Origin of the sequence: Halopseudomonas formosensis (assembly GCF_900115905.1) — a bacterium.
GTDB classification, from domain to species: domain Bacteria; phylum Pseudomonadota; class Gammaproteobacteria; order Pseudomonadales; family Pseudomonadaceae; genus Halopseudomonas; species Halopseudomonas formosensis.
The window spans coordinates 246,003-259,257 of the sequence record NZ_FOYD01000003.1 but is presented as its reverse complement, the minus strand read 5'-3'; the positions used below and the strand labels follow the sequence as shown (position 1 = coordinate 259,257).

The 13,255-nt window shown below is 61.8% G+C and carries 13 protein-coding genes and 1 riboswitch; of the genes, 5 read left to right on the top strand and 8 right to left on the bottom strand.

Going from position 1 to position 13,255, the window contains the following annotated elements:
- Nucleotides 1-42 precede the first annotated feature (42 nt).
- The 3 genes from BM046_RS06585 to BM046_RS06575 all read left to right on the top strand — a co-directional run bounded on the left by BM046_RS06585 (nucleotide 43) and on the right by BM046_RS06575 (nucleotide 3,367).
- Nucleotides 43-483 (top strand): hotdog fold domain-containing protein, encoded by a 441-nt coding sequence (locus tag BM046_RS06585; protein WP_090538207.1) that lies wholly within the window; start codon nucleotides 43-45, stop codon nucleotides 481-483.
- Between the two features lie 390 nt (nucleotides 484-873).
- Entirely contained in the window at nucleotides 874-2,325 is a 1,452-nt protein-coding gene (locus BM046_RS06580) for a spinster family MFS transporter (RefSeq protein WP_090538206.1), read from the top strand.
- Between the two features lie 181 nt (nucleotides 2,326-2,506).
- On the top strand, nucleotides 2,507-3,367 hold the full coding sequence (locus BM046_RS06575) for a restriction endonuclease (RefSeq protein ID WP_090538204.1): 861 nt from the start codon (nucleotides 2,507-2,509) through the stop codon (nucleotides 3,365-3,367).
- 35 nt (nucleotides 3,368-3,402) lie between these two features.
- On the opposite strand, the gene BM046_RS06570 is transcribed toward BM046_RS06575, so the two are convergent.
- The 6 genes from BM046_RS06570 to BM046_RS06545 all read right to left on the bottom strand — a co-directional run bounded on the left by BM046_RS06570 (nucleotide 3,403) and on the right by BM046_RS06545 (nucleotide 9,100).
- The gene (locus BM046_RS06570) at nucleotides 3,403-4,038 is read right to left on the bottom strand and encodes a lysoplasmalogenase (RefSeq protein WP_090538202.1); all 636 of its coding nucleotides are present in this window, start codon (nucleotides 4,036-4,038) and stop codon (nucleotides 3,403-3,405) included.
- Nucleotides 4,039-4,118: 80 nt separating this feature from the next.
- Nucleotides 4,119-4,511, bottom strand: coding sequence for a septal ring lytic transglycosylase RlpA family protein (locus BM046_RS06565; RefSeq protein ID WP_090538200.1), 393 nt, complete (start codon nucleotides 4,509-4,511; stop codon nucleotides 4,119-4,121).
- A gap of 79 nt (nucleotides 4,512-4,590) precedes the next feature.
- Nucleotides 4,591-5,319: an ABC transporter ATP-binding protein gene (locus BM046_RS06560; protein ID WP_090538198.1), complete on the bottom strand. Its 729-nt coding sequence runs from the start codon at nucleotides 5,317-5,319 to the stop codon at nucleotides 4,591-4,593.
- Nucleotides 5,310-6,296, bottom strand: a complete 987-nt coding sequence (locus BM046_RS06555) for a FecCD family ABC transporter permease (protein ID WP_090538196.1) — start codon at nucleotides 6,294-6,296, stop codon at nucleotides 5,310-5,312. The genes BM046_RS06560 and BM046_RS06555 overlap by 10 nt, the downstream gene beginning before the upstream one ends.
- On the bottom strand, nucleotides 6,284-7,003 hold the full coding sequence (locus tag BM046_RS06550; RefSeq protein WP_235818581.1) for a substrate-binding domain-containing protein: 720 nt from the start codon (nucleotides 7,001-7,003) through the stop codon (nucleotides 6,284-6,286). Before BM046_RS06550 ends, BM046_RS06555 begins: the two co-directional genes overlap by 13 nt.
- 165 nt (nucleotides 7,004-7,168) lie before the next feature.
- A complete protein-coding gene (locus tag BM046_RS06545; protein ID WP_090538192.1) occupies nucleotides 7,169-9,100 on the bottom strand; it encodes a TonB-dependent receptor in 1,932 nt (643 codons plus the stop codon).
- A gap of 113 nt (nucleotides 9,101-9,213) precedes the next feature.
- A riboswitch (cobalamin riboswitch) is annotated at nucleotides 9,214-9,417 on the bottom strand.
- Between the two features lie 211 nt (nucleotides 9,418-9,628).
- On the opposite strand from BM046_RS06545, the gene BM046_RS06540 reads away from it, so the two are divergent.
- Nucleotides 9,629-10,066 carry a CBS domain-containing protein gene (locus BM046_RS06540; RefSeq protein WP_090538190.1) on the top strand — a complete coding sequence of 146 codons (438 nt, stop codon included), beginning with the start codon at nucleotides 9,629-9,631 and terminating at the stop codon, nucleotides 10,064-10,066.
- A 57-nt stretch (nucleotides 10,067-10,123) separates the two neighbouring features.
- Here the strand turns inward: BM046_RS06540 and BM046_RS06535 are convergent, their stop codons facing one another.
- Nucleotides 10,124-11,179, bottom strand: coding sequence for an NAD(P)-dependent alcohol dehydrogenase (locus tag BM046_RS06535; RefSeq protein WP_090538188.1), 1,056 nt, complete (start codon nucleotides 11,177-11,179; stop codon nucleotides 10,124-10,126).
- A gap of 155 nt (nucleotides 11,180-11,334) precedes the next feature.
- Here BM046_RS06535 and BM046_RS06530 point away from each other — a divergent pair, with 155 nt between their 5' ends.
- The gene (locus tag BM046_RS06530; protein ID WP_090538186.1) at nucleotides 11,335-12,210 is read left to right on the top strand and encodes a YihY/virulence factor BrkB family protein; all 876 of its coding nucleotides are present in this window, start codon (nucleotides 11,335-11,337) and stop codon (nucleotides 12,208-12,210) included.
- Nucleotides 12,211-12,225: 15 nt separating this feature from the next.
- On the opposite strand, the gene BM046_RS06525 is transcribed toward BM046_RS06530, so the two are convergent.
- Nucleotides 12,226-13,167 (bottom strand): endonuclease, encoded by a 942-nt coding sequence (locus tag BM046_RS06525; protein ID WP_090538184.1) that lies wholly within the window; start codon nucleotides 13,165-13,167, stop codon nucleotides 12,226-12,228.
- Nucleotides 13,168-13,255: the final 88 nt, after the last annotated feature.

Here is a 13,255-nt window from a genome sequence, read left to right as displayed (position 1 = left end):
TCCGTAACAGAATAATATTCTGTATCTAATCAAGGAGAAGTTATGAACCAGGTACTCAAGATGTTTCAGTCCGCCGGCCCCGAGGCCTTCAGCAAGATGGCATGCCAGATGGCACCGTACTTCAGCACCATCAGCCCGCTCATATCCGAGTTGGACGTCAACAGCTGCATAGTTCAGCTGCCCTTCGCCAAGGATGTCACCAATCATCTGGGTACAGTGCATGCGATTGCCATGTGCAATGCGGCGGAGCTGGCCGCTGGCATGATGACCAACGTGTCTATACCCGTAGGCGCCCGCTGGATACCCAAGGGCATGACAGTAGAGTATCTGGCCAAGGCGAAAACTGATCTGACCGCTGTAGCCAGCGGCGAGGGCGTGGACTGGAGTAGCGAAGGCGACAAGGTGGTGCCGGTTGTCGTTACGGATACCGAGGGCAAGACGGTTTTTACCGCGCAGATCACCATGAATGTGAAGCTGGGTTGAACCTGCTGCTTCGGATTCCCGGGACGTCCTGAATGGAATCCGAAGCCCGCTGAAGCGTTACCCCCTTCGTCGACGGCGACACTTCCGCGATCTCCACGCCGTACCGGCAGCCCCAACGACGTACCCGGGCTCTCAATGATCTGACACAAACGGGCCTCGCTGGCTCAATGTGATTACCCTGTGATCAAGCGCACGACAAATGTCCCGCTAAAGCCATGCTTTACGCTTATGGATCGATATTCAACAGGGCTGATTGGCTCAACCATGTATGGTGGATCGGCTTCTAAGCGTTAAGGTAGGGCATACCGGTGACTCGGATGAACCTGAGTCACCGCAGCGGACGACTGCCCGCATCGACTTATAACAACACACTGGGAAGGCGAACTGTCCATGAGAACCAACCATGCCATAGAAGGGGGAGCCCAGGGCCACTTGACCGGCTTCGGCTCCAAGGCGTACCGCAACTATGTGCTCTTCGCGCTGACATTCATTTACATTCTCAACTTCGTCGATCGTGCCCTGCTGGCGGTCGTCGGTCCCGACCTGGTACCTGATCTGGGGCTGACGGACACCCAGTTCGGCCTTCTCACCGGATTCGGTTTCGCCTTGCTCTACACCACAGTGGGCATCCCGCTGGCGCGTTATGCCGATGTCGCCAACCGCGTCTGGATCATGACCGTCTGCGTGGCCCTGTGGTCCCTGATGACGGCGCTCTGCGGCCTTGCGACGGAAGTCACCATCGGTTCGATCACCATAGGTGCGTTCTGGATTCTGCTGATGTGTCGCGTCGGGGTGGGTATCGGCGAGGCTGGCTGCACGCCGCCGGCCAACTCCCTGATCGCGGACTACTTCATTCCGCGTGAGCGGTCCCAGGCACTGGGTTTCTACGCCATGGGCGTAACCCTCGGCACCATGGTCGCCAACATCGTCGGCGGCTGGGTTACCGACATGTTCGATTGGCGCACCGCCTTCTTCGTTGTCGGCCTGCCGGGACTGCTGGTCGCCCTGGTGTTCAAGCTTACAGTCAAGGAGCCACCGCGGGGTTACACCGATCCGCCGCAAGCCGTGCAGAAGGAGCGCGCCAGCCTTGGGGAAGCCATCCATGAGCTGCTGGGCAAGCCTGCTTTCTGGCTGATGACCGCCGGTGCCACCATCGCCGCATTCTGTGGTTACGGCATTTCCTCGTTCCAGTCGCTGTTTCTGGTGCGTACCTACGAAATTACCGCCGGCCAGGCGGCCATCTGGATCAACACGCCGGTCGCCCTGTCTGCTGCAGTCGGCACCTTCGCCACCGGCTGGCTGGCGACCAGAATCTACAAGAAGCACCCCGGCGCCATCGCCTGGGTACCTGCTGCAGGTCTGCTGCTGTCGGTTCCCTTCTATATCTTCGCCTTTACCACAAACAATCTGCTCTATGCGGCCATTGGCCTGATCATCGGCGGCTTCGTGAAGTATGGCTATCTGGCCGCTCAGTACACCATCGGCCAGGGCGTGGTGAGCATGCGCGTGCGGGCGATGGCCACCGCAGTCATGCTGCTGCTGGTCAACCTGATCGGTTACGGCTTCGGCCCGCTGTTCATCGGCCTGGTGTCCGACATCCTGTTCAATTCCGGTGCCGCCGAGTATGGCGTAGCAGCGGGCGATCTGGCTCGCAGCCAGTGCCATCCCGCCGTGATCGGTCAGCTGAGTGAAGATCTGCGCGAAGTCTGCGGTCAGGTCTACTCACAGAGCCTGCAGACCTCTATGGTCATCATGGCCTGCCTGTACGCGGCCAGCGCCCTGTGCTTCCTGCTGACCTGGACCCGCCTGGGCAAGGACATGGTGGACAGAGAGGGAAAGTAACGGCGAAGGCCTGAGCAACCATAAAGAGGGCGCATTGCGCCCTTTTTTTGCCCAGAGAAAACTGACGCCATGCCGCGAAATGTCAACGGTAAGGGGAGGGCGCGCTCCGGCTTTACCTGCTGCGACATAAAAAGGTATGGTCCGGATATGGCAGGATGCCGTCATTCATGGAGACCAACGGATGGCTCGTCGCAGACGTACCTCAGGTTTTGAGGACTTGGTAACAGTACTGGCCCGGCTGCCCTGGTGGGTTTGTCTGGCGATCGCACTTGTCGCGTGGCTTGTTCTGCATTCTATCGCTACTGCACCTGTCGACACCTCCCAGGTTCTCACAGCCAACGATATGGGTAGCGTTCTCAGAGGTCAGATGATTCGGGCCTTCGCCTTGGTCGGCCAGTACTTTGTCCCCATGACCTGCGTGATAGCTGCGATCGCTTCTGTCGCTTCGCGCAGACACCGCAAGAAACTCATCAATGACGTGCAGGCCGCCACCCAGCCTGGCAAAGCCATCGATGGCCTCGACTGGCGCCAGTTTGAACAGCTGGTCGGCGAAGCCTTCCGCCGCCAGGGTTACAGCATCACCGAAACCGGCGGTAACGGCCCCGATGGCGGCATAGATCTGATCCTGCGCAAGGACGGTGAAAAGTATCTGGTGCAATGCAAGCACTGGCGCTCGCTCAAGGTGGGCGTCGCGGTTATCCGCGAGTTCTTTGGTGCCATGGCAGTGGAGGGGGCGGCAGGCGGTTTTGTCGTCACTTCCGGCCGGTTCACCAAGGAAGCGCAGGACTTTGCATCTGGCCGTAATATCCAGTTGATCGAGGGGCCCATCCTCAAACAGTGGATAGCTCAGCACAAGAGTCAGCCAAGCAAAGCGCCTCCCGCACCGACCACCCTCGTGACCCCAGAGCAACCGCAGGTGCCCAGCTGCCCGCAGTGCAATGCCCCCATGATCAAGCGTACCGCCAAGCGCGGTGCTAATGCTGGCAATGTGTTCTGGGGATGCTCGGAATATCCCAGATGCCGGGGCATAGTGAGTATCTGAAAGGGAGCTGCCGAGGACGCGAGAATACGGTCAGCTCATCGCTGTCTCAACACCCCCGCCGCAATCAAAACCTGCCCCGAAAAATAAATCGTCACAATCACCGGCACTGCATACGCAAAGGGCATCGCAAACTTGTTCACGCCGATCAGGGAGTCGGCAATCACGAACAGCATTGCGCCGAGCCACAGCAGGCCGGGCTTGGCTTCTACGCGGCAGGCCATGATGGCCATGGCGTAGAGGCATAGCAGGTAGATGGCGACGGGGACCTGATAGGTGCCGGCGGCGGGTACCAGCCAGAGGGCGAGCAGCAGGCTGTAGAGGGTGACCGGGAGCATGCGCCAGCGCAGCCAGGGTTTGCCCCTGGCCATCAGGGCGAAGGCGGCGACCAGCGCGAGCTGGTTGATCAGGAAGGAGCACAGCGCCTGGATGAAAAGGCCGTCGCGGTCGCCATAGTCGAGGAAGAAGTCGCCGCCGGCGGCGCCGATAAAGGCCAGGCCCAGCAGTATGCCGGTGACTCCGCGCCAGGCGCGCCAGGCGAGCGCGGCGAATATGAGCATGGGGATGGGTTTGAGCAGCCAGCTCAGCGGGTAGGGCTTGAGGGGCAGCAGGGCGAGGTAGATCAGCCCGAGAACTACGGCCACGGCAAAACTGCGGCGCTCGAAGGCGGTCATGCGGTACTCCTGACATTGTTATTGTTTTGCCAGCATGCTCGCGTTTCGGGCGCGGGGCGTCAAGTCAGGGCGGGGCTTGTTTACCTGAGCACTTCGATGCGTACATTGATCAGGCCGTCCCGGGTGTTGCCAATGCTGGAAAAGGCCGAGCGGGACAGGTCGATGATGCGGCCGCGAACGAAAGGGCCTCGGTCGTTGATGCGCACTACCACGCTCTTGCCGTTCTTCACATTGGTCACCCTGACCTTGGTGCCGAAGGGCAGGGTGCGGTGTGCTGCGGTTTTCAGATTGGCCTTGTACAGCTCGCCGCTGGCGGTCTTGCGGTTCTGGAACTTGTCTGCGTAGTACGAGGCCTGGCCGCTTTCCTTGTGGCCTGCCCATTTGCCGGTGTTGCCGGACAGGGGCGCGCTGCTGCAGCCGGCGAGTATCGCCATGCACAGCAGGAGAAACAGGGTCTTGATGGATACTTGCATGCGTTGCCTTTGCGTTACTGATACTGCATTAACCGGCGTCCATGCCCGGGTGACCCTGACGGCCACCCTGTGAACTTGCCTATTTCGGCACTATGATCGGCGGCTGGCTTTCCAGATCGATATGGGCGTCGATATGGAAGGCGGTGCGCAGGTGGTCCTGGGTCAGTACCTCTGCCGGGGTACCTGCCGCCAGCACACGGCCCTGGTGCAGCAGGCACAGCCGGTCGCAATAACGAGCCGCCAGCGACAGATCGTGAATGGACAGTATCACGCCTCGGTTGTTCCTGGCGTAGCGGCGCAGCAGTGTAAGAATGTATTGCTGATGGTACAGGTCGAGGCTGGCGACGGGCTCGTCGGCGAGCAGCACCGTCGGTTTGCCGGCCAGTACCCGGGCCAGCCAGACGCGGGCCTGCTGGCCGCCGGACAGCTGATCGACCTGGCGCTGCATCCAATCGCTGACCTGGGTGTCGGCGGCGGCCTGGCGTACCGCTTCCTGGTCATTATCGCCCCAGGGCAGACGGCCGAGGGTGATGACGTCCTCCACGGTCAGCGCCCAGGCGCTCTGGCTGCTCTGGGGCAGAAAACCGATCTGGCGTGCCTGTTCCCGCCCGGGCATCTGCCTCAGCAGCCTGTCGTTCAGCAGGATCTCGCCCCGGTAGGGCAGTACCCCGCCGAGGCACTGCAGCAGGGTGGATTTGCCGGCGCCGTTGGCGCCGATCACCCCGAGCATTTCACCGGGGACGAGGTTCAGGTTGATGTCGGCGATGCGTCTGCTGACGCTGAGCTGCCGAATAGTGATCAGATCCACCGCTTGCGCTCCTTCCAGACCAGCCAGATGAACAGCGGTGCGCCGAGCAGGGAGGTGAGCACGCCGAGTTTGAGTTCGCGTCCGGGCGGCAGCAGACGCACCACCATATCCGCCGCGCAGACCAGAATGGCGCCGGCCAGTGTCGCCGGTATCAGCAGACGGTCGGGCCTGTGTTTCACCAGGGGGCGCAGGATATGCGGCACCAGCAGGCCGACAAAGCCGATGCTGCCGGCCACCGCCACGGAGGAGCCGACCAGCATGGAGGCGCCCAGTACCAGCATGATGCTGCCGTAACGGTAGTTGAGGCCCATGCTGCGGGCGACCTCATCACCCAGACTGAGGCCGCTGAGCAGACGCCGCTGGCTGAGGATCAGTCCGCTGCCGATCAGCAGGGCGGGCAGCAGCAGCCAAAGGTGTTCCAGTCCCCGTTCCGATACCGACCCGAGCAGCCAGAACACCAGTTCCTGCATGGCGTAGGGGTTGGGCGCGAAGTTGAGTACCGTGGCCAGGGCGGCGCCGCTGACAGTGGAGATGGCCAGCCCCGCCATGATGACCATATGCGAGCGCGCCGAGCCGGCCAGCATCAGCATGAGCATCAGTGCAACTGCCGCGCCGATCAGCCCGGCCACGCCCGGGGCTGCCGCGCCCAGCTGGGGGAACAGACCGAAGTAGAACACGCTGGCCGCGCCAAGGGCGGCGCCCTGGCTGGCGCCGGTAAGACTGGGCTCGGCCAGCGGGTTGCGCAGCAGCCCCTGCAGCGCAGCGCCGCTCAGACCCAGCGCGGCACCCACGGCAAGGGCGATCAGTGTGCGCGGCAGGCGGATCTCGCCGATGACGATGGCGTCCAGAGTGTCCTGCCCGCCGAGAAAGCCGCACAGCCCGGGCAGTACCTGAACCGAAGTCGAGCCTATGGTCAGCGACAGCACAAAGGTCGCCAGCAGCAGGACCAGCAGGGAGGAGGTGATCAGTCGAGCCATTGGTTGAGCTGCCTTATCAGATCCCAGGTCCAGGGGCCGGGGCATTGCCAGCGCCAGTTGTCGGTGCTGAGCCAGTGGTCTGCCGGGACGGCGCGGCGCAGTACCGGGTGTTCAGCGAAGCGGTTGGCCAGCGCCTGATGTTCTGGCGCGGCAAAGAGTATGGCATCCGGCGGGTCGCTGACGATCTGTTCCAGATCTAGCCGCACCAGTCCCGGCGTCTGCAGGTAATTGCGCCAGCCGGCCTGTTCCAGAATGCGGTGCTCGAAGGTCTCCCGGCCGGTACCTATGGCGTTGGCGTCGAGCAGCAGCAGGCGGGGTGCGCGTTCATCGAGGGTTGTGGGCGGCGGCGCGGTGGCAGCCAGGGCCGGGTCGCGGCCGATCAGGTCGAGCAGGCGGCGTTCATAGGCTTCCACCTGTTCCAGAGTGCTGGGCAGGGGCATGACCTCGACCCGGTAACCCAGGCTGCGCAGGCGTTCGCGCAACAGCAGGGCACTGTACTGTCCGGCCAGTACCAGATCAGGCTGCAACTCAACTACCTGCTCAAGAGTGCCGTCGTGGATTGGCCAGCCGTCCTCGATCCACTGGATCGGATAACGCTTGAGCATGGGCGACAGTGCCGCCACCTGCGCCGGATCGGCATGGTGAGCGAGGATCCAGTCCATGCACAGGTCGAGGGAGATGATGCGGCTGGGAGCTGACCAAACCAAGCCTGACAGGCCCGAAAGTATCACTGCGAGAAGCACGCTAGGTAGGCGAGTTAACATATGGATTAACTTGATCTGATGCTCCGGTCGGGAACCTGTGAAGATTCCATGACTTGAAGTTGTGTGCCGCAGCACTGCCAGAAGTAGGCAGTGCTGCGGTGCGAAGCATCAGAAACGATAACCGACACTGAGCTGATACTCTTCTTCGGGGGCCGGGTAGCGATTGGCAAAACTACCGAAGGCGTCGTATCTCTTGCCCGTCAGGTTATTGATCCGCAGCTTGGCATTGAACTGCCGGTAGTCGTAACTGAGAGCAGCATTGAACAGGGTATAGCTACCGGTCTTGCCGAGGATGTTGGCATCATCTCCCGTGTGATAACGGTTGCCAGTATAAATGGCCTCGACGTAGCTGCGTAGTCCAGGCAGGATTTCATAGCTGACGTGGGCGCTGGCGCTATGGCGAGAGACCCAGGGTACCTCCTTGCCCTTGAAAGCACCGTCGCGATATTCGGAGTCGGTGAAACTGTACTGGCCGCCAATGCTGAGCTCAGGGGTCAGCTGGCGCTCGGCTTCAAGCATCAGGCCCTGGCGTAAGGTCTTGTCCAAGTTGATGTTGGCACCATCAAAGCCCCAGGCGCTGTTCGGGCCTTCCGCCGTCGGATCGTACATCAGTTCGTTTTCCAGCTCGAGTCGGTAGACGCTGAGGCGGTATTGTTGCAGACCATCAACCCACTCCACGCCGGTTTCCCAGGATTCGCCGGTCTGTGGCTTCAGGCGGTTGATGGTGAGAGGGATAAAACCGTTCTCGTCGACATTGGCCCAGCGCAGCACATCTTCGCGGCGCAGGAACAGGCGAGTCTGGTCATTGGCCTGCCAGCTCAGGCCAACGCTGGTGCTGTTTTCACGATCGCGGTAGCTGTTGGCAAGGGCCGTGGTGTCATCGTCGACCTCGCTGGTGCGGAAACCGAGTACCAGATCAACCCCGCTGCCGAGATTCTGGCTGTACTGGGTGTACCAGTCGCGCAGCTTCTGCCTGGCCAGAGTGTCGCCCCAGGGCGCGAGATATTCATAATCACTGGTGATGTGGTCATGACCGAGCAGCCATTCGGCTGAGCCCAGTGGGGAGTCAAAACGGGCGGTCAGGCGCGGGCTGATGGTCTCGATACGGGTACCCTGGGCGAACTCGGAGCCAGGTCCGAAGCTGCCGACGCCATCCTGGTCACTGTGGCTGTAGTCCAGGTGGGTGCTCCAGATGTCGCCCAGACTCTGTTCCAAGGCAATGCGGTGTACCTGGCTCTTGCTGTCGTTCCAGGCCTGGGCACCGACGCTCTGCTTGCGGTCTTCTCGGCGTTGGGCCAGCGGCAGGGCATTAGGGAAGCGGAGTTCATCGTCCACTGTCTGATATTCGTACAACACGTGGCCGGTCTCATGCTGATAACGCAGACGGGCGAACGCGTTGTCATAGTTGGCTTCGTTGTGGTCGCGGTAGTTGTCATTGGTACGACTTTCACCGCTGGCATACAGGGAGAAGCCACCGCCGAGCTGCTGATGAATATGTCCGCGATAGGCTTTCAGATCATGACTGCCGTGGACGGCCTCGATATAGACTTCATTGCTCATTGGCGTGCGGGTGATGATGTTGACCACACCACCCACTGCCTGATCGCCATACAGAACCGTGCCCGCGCCGCGAATGATCTCGATCCGCTCGATATTGGCCAGCGGTACGCTGTTCAGATCGGGGCCGGACAGAGTGGGCTGGTTCAGCCGACGGCCATCCACCAACACCAAGGTGTTGTTCATGGCATTCTCACCGAAACCGCGCAAACTCAGGGAGGCGCGGTTGCCGTCACCCATGGTATCGCGGATCTGTACTCCTGCCTGGCTGCCCAGCAGGTCCAGCAGGTCGGTAGCGGCGCTACGCTCGATCTGCTCGCGATCAATAACCGCTACGCTCGCAGGTGTTGGAGCCTTGAGATTGGTCGCACGGGTGATCACGGTGGGTGGCAGCTGGGCCGCAGAGGTCTGTTCGGGTTGTTCAGCGGCCAACGCCAGGCTCGGGGCCAGCGCTACAGCCAGGGCAATACGGGACAGTTTCATTCTGGATCCTCAAAAGGTCGGGGTGACTTTCGAGGAGGGCAGGTAAGCAAGTGCGACGGGGCGGGTGGTGCGATACGGCCGGCGGCACTTGACGGTGATGCCCTCCGCAACACCAGTCACTTTGCACGCAGGCCGGCCTCCGGACTCCTGGCGCTCATCTGCTCACCTTCCCATGCTCAGGCACAGTGGTTCCGAACAGACGCCGATCGTAATCGGGGCCAGCTACCGTTGCGGGGGCAGTGCCGGGATTGTTCGTCGAACGCACCGGCTTTCCGTTTCACGCCTGAATCAGGCGCACCTGCATGAATAGCGGTGGGCATGGTATGTCTTGGGTTGCCGAAACACAAGTGCAGCACAGCGGCTGCGGCGCGTTGCCGCCTGTCTGTACGGCGGCGAAATTTACCGGTAATGTCAGTTGACTGTGAGTACGCGCAAGCGAGGCGATGAAAATACCGCTTTGCCTCAACAAGAAGATGAAACGGCAGACCCTTGCTGGCCAATTGCCCGGCAGATGAAAAGGAGCATCGAATGAAGACTGTGGCTCAGGTAATCCAGACCAAGCAGATCAAGCAGGTCCATACGGTGGATGCGGAGGACACTGTACTCAATGCACTGCGGCAGATGGCTGAGCACAACATCGGGGCGCTCCCGGTCACCGAGAACGGCAAGGTGATAGGTGTGATCAGCGAGCGTGACTATGCCCGCAAGTGCGTACTCAAGGGCCGCGCCTCGGTCGGTACCCTGGTGCGCGAGATCATGAGCAGTCCGGCCATTTCGGTGAACTCGAAGATGAGCGTGCAGGAATGTCTGTCGCTGATCACCGACCGCCATCTGCGTCACCTCCCGGTGCTGGAAGATGGCCAGCTGGTGGGCCTGGTATCCATCGGTGACCTGGTCAAGGAAACCATTGCCGAGCAGGAGGAGCTGATCCGTCAGCTCGAGCAGTACATCCGCGGCGAAGTCTGACGGATATCGAGGTGCAACCCATCCCCTCGGGTCGCACCTAGCTGCTTGTGATGCTGGTCAGTCGTCCTTGAGGCTGGCCATGTCGATGACAAAGCGGTATCGCACATCCCCCTTGAGCATGCGCTCGTAGGCTTCGTTGATTTCCTGGATCGGGATCATCTCGATATCGGAGACGATGTCGTGCTCGGCGCAGAAGTCGAGCATTTCCTGGGTTTCGGCAATGCCACCGATCAGCGAGCCGGCGAGCTTGCGCCGCTTGAAGATCAGCTGGAACACCTCGGGTGAAGGGTGTGGCTCGGCCGGCGCACCGACCAGGGTCATGGTGCCGTCGCGCTTGAGCAGGGACAGCAGGGCATTGAGGTCGTGCGGGGCGGCCACGGTATTGAGGATGAAATCCAGTGTGCCGGCAGCTGCGGCCATCTGATCCTCATCGCGGGAAACGATCACTTCCTGGGCGCCCAGGCGCAGGGCATCGTCGCGCTTGTCCGGCGAGGTGGTGATGAGCACCACATGCGCGCCCATGGCCCGGGCCAGCTTCACCCCCATGTGGCCGAGTCCGCCGAGGCCGACCACGCCGACCTTCTGGCCGGGGCCGACGCTCCAGTGGCGCAGCGGTGAGTAGGTGGTGATACCGGCGCAGAGCAGCGGCGCCACGGCGGCCAGGTTATCGGTATGGCGGATATGCAGGACGAACTCCTGACGCACTACTATGTTGTCCGAGTAGCCGCCGTAGGTGTTCTCGCTGCCGCCGAAGGCGTGGCCGTTGTAGGTGCCGACAAAGCCGTTGTCGCAGTATTGCTCCAGGCCTTCAGCGCAGGATGAGCACTGCTGGCAGCTGTCCACCATGCAACCGACGCCGACGATGTCGCCGACCTTGAGTCTGTCTACCTGATCGCCTACGGCGCTGACGCGGCCGACGATTTCATGGCCCGGTACCGAGGGGTAGAGGGTGTTGTTCCACTCGTTGCGCACCGTGTGCAGATCGGAGTGACAGACGCCGCAATAGAGAATGTCGATCTGCACATCCCCGGCTCCCGGTGCCCGGCGCTCGAAGTGGAAGGGTTGCAAGGGTTGGTCACCGCTGTGCGCGGCATAGCCCCTGGTCTTGATCATCGGTCTGCTCCTGTAATGAGACGGTTCCTGTCAGAGGCTCCAGCATAGTCCAGCTGAGGGGCCAGGTAAGCCGGAGCGTGATTGAGGTGGGAAATGCCCAAACTTCTCGGGCCATGAGCCGTCAGAATCTGTGAATGGATCGGGTGAGGAATACCATGTCTTTTCTGCGATTGCGTAATGCCGGTGTGTGGGAAGTCATCAAGCGTACGGCCAAGGGGTTCAGTGAGCATGATCTGTCCACCTATGCTGCCGCGCTGGCTTACCGCGCGCTGTTTTCGATATTTCCCTTCATTCTGTTTCTGCTGGCGCTGCTGGGCTTTCTGCACCTGCCGGATTTCTTCGACTGGCTGCGCTCCCAGGCAGACCTCCTGCTGCCACCGGTGGCCATGGAGCAGGTCGGTCCGGTGATCGATCAGCTGCAGGACAGTCAGGGCGGGCTGATGTCCTTCGGTATCCTCCTGGCGCTTTGGACCGCGTCCATTGGTGTTCGCTCCCTGATGAATGCCATGAACCGCGTGTATGCGGTCGAGGAGAGCCGCCCGAGCTGGAAGCTGGTGCTGCTGTCGGTTGCCTATACCGTCGGCCTGGCGGTGATGCTGCTGCTGGCGGCGGGCTTCATGACGCTGGGACCGCAGGTCATGAGCTGGCTGGCCTCGCAGATCGGCATGGAACAGATGCTGGTCACCCTGTGGACCTGGATCCGCTGGCCGCTGGCGATCCTGCTGATGATGCTGGCGGTAGCGCTGATCTACTACGCCACCCCGGATGTCGAGCAGGGCTTTCGCTTCATCACTCCCGGTTCGGTGGTGGCGGTGATCGTCTGGCTGGCGGCCTCGATCGGCTTCGGCATCTACGTGCAGAACTTCGGCAACTACAACGCCACCTACGGCAGCATCGGTGCCATCATCGTACTGCTGCTGTACTTCTACATATCCGCGGCGGTGCTGCTGCTCGGTGCGCAGCTCAACGCTACCATCGAACATGCCTCGGCGGAGGGCAAGGACGTGGGCGAGAAGCAGCTGGAGGACTGAGGTCGCCCGGCAAGGTCAACGGCAGTTGCCGGCCTTGCGGTAGCCCTGGGCGAGCGCGTCGGCTTCACTGTCGAACCACCTGACGTTGCTGTCGCTCATCTGGCTGTAACCGGGGCAGCCCTGGGGTAGGTGATAGACCTTGCTGCGCTGATTGCCCTTGATCCGCCCCGCACCGCTGGTACTCCGGGCAGCCTGGGCCGGCAGGCTGCTCTGCAGCCCGGCACGGCTGTTGCGGTGGTTGAGTGTCCACTGCCGCTCGCCGGTGACGAAGGGGTTGGCGTGGCCCATCAGGCGGCTGATGCGCCGGTCACGCTCCCGCTCCCAGGCGCTGGGTGGAAACTGCCGGTCCCAGGCCATCAGCAGGCGCTGCTGGGCGTTGGACATGCGCAGGTCGTAGTGGTCGTGCATGTAGAACCAGACCCGGGCAATCTTGCCCTTCACCTCGTCGCGGGGCTCCACGGTCCGCTCGCTGAATTCCACCTTGAAGTCGCACTGGCCATGGCGGTAGCCGGTACCCGGCAGCATGCCGAAGCGGAAGTTGCTGCGGTCGGCATTGATCTCGCCCACCGCCGGGGTGAGGTTGTGCAGGTTGGCTTCCATGGCATTGAACACCGGATCGGTATTCTTGCAGTTGCTGCGCCCGCCCTGTTGCCAGCACTGGCGCTGCTGACCGAACAGCGAGGCGGGCACTATGTGTTCCCATTCGATGCGGGCGGCACGATTGGCCTGGGCGCGGGTCTGGTAGCCGCAGCTCTGGTGGTCGACCAGCCCGCCGGAGCGGCCGGCCCATTCCCAGCGGCAGCCGCAGTAGAAGGTGCCCTGATCCGCGCGGTCGTGGTAGACCTGCTGACGGGCGAGGACCTTGGCGGCCTCGAAGCTGGTGGGCGCGGCCAGGGCCGCGGGAAGGGTGAAGACGACGGCAAGTACAGCCAGAACGGTACGACAGGATCTGAACATTGAACAACTTATAGCAATGGCACACCGGGGAATCCGATACTGCGGCGCCGGCCATTGTACGTGAAACCGGCGCGCTTGCCCGCCGTTG

What these genes read in the sequence shown, in the direction of transcription:
- BM046_RS06585 (WP_090538207.1), top strand. Translation starts at nt 43, where the DNA reads ATGAACCAGGTACTCAAGATGTTTCAGTCCGCCGGCCCCGAGGCCTTC.
- BM046_RS06555 (WP_090538196.1), bottom strand. Translation starts at nt 6,296, where the DNA reads ATGGCTCGACTGATCACCTCCTCCCTGCTGGTCCTGCTGCTGGCGACC.
- BM046_RS06545 (WP_090538192.1), bottom strand. Translation starts at nt 9,100, where the DNA reads ATGAAACTGTCCCGTATTGCCCTGGCTGTAGCGCTGGCCCCGAGCCTG.
- BM046_RS06535 (WP_090538188.1), bottom strand. Translation starts at nt 11,179, where the DNA reads ATGATCAAGACCAGGGGCTATGCCGCGCACAGCGGTGACCAACCCTTG.
- BM046_RS06580 (WP_090538206.1), top strand. Translation starts at nt 874, where the DNA reads ATGAGAACCAACCATGCCATAGAAGGGGGAGCCCAGGGCCACTTGACC.
- BM046_RS06525 (WP_090538184.1), bottom strand. Translation starts at nt 13,167, where the DNA reads ATGTTCAGATCCTGTCGTACCGTTCTGGCTGTACTTGCCGTCGTCTTC.
- BM046_RS06565 (WP_090538200.1), bottom strand. Translation starts at nt 4,511, where the DNA reads ATGCAAGTATCCATCAAGACCCTGTTTCTCCTGCTGTGCATGGCGATA.
- BM046_RS06570 (WP_090538202.1), bottom strand. Translation starts at nt 4,038, where the DNA reads ATGACCGCCTTCGAGCGCCGCAGTTTTGCCGTGGCCGTAGTTCTCGGG.
- BM046_RS06530 (WP_090538186.1), top strand. Translation starts at nt 11,335, where the DNA reads ATGTCTTTTCTGCGATTGCGTAATGCCGGTGTGTGGGAAGTCATCAAG.
- BM046_RS06575 (WP_090538204.1), top strand. Translation starts at nt 2,507, where the DNA reads ATGGCTCGTCGCAGACGTACCTCAGGTTTTGAGGACTTGGTAACAGTA.
- BM046_RS06540 (WP_090538190.1), top strand. Translation starts at nt 9,629, where the DNA reads ATGAAGACTGTGGCTCAGGTAATCCAGACCAAGCAGATCAAGCAGGTC.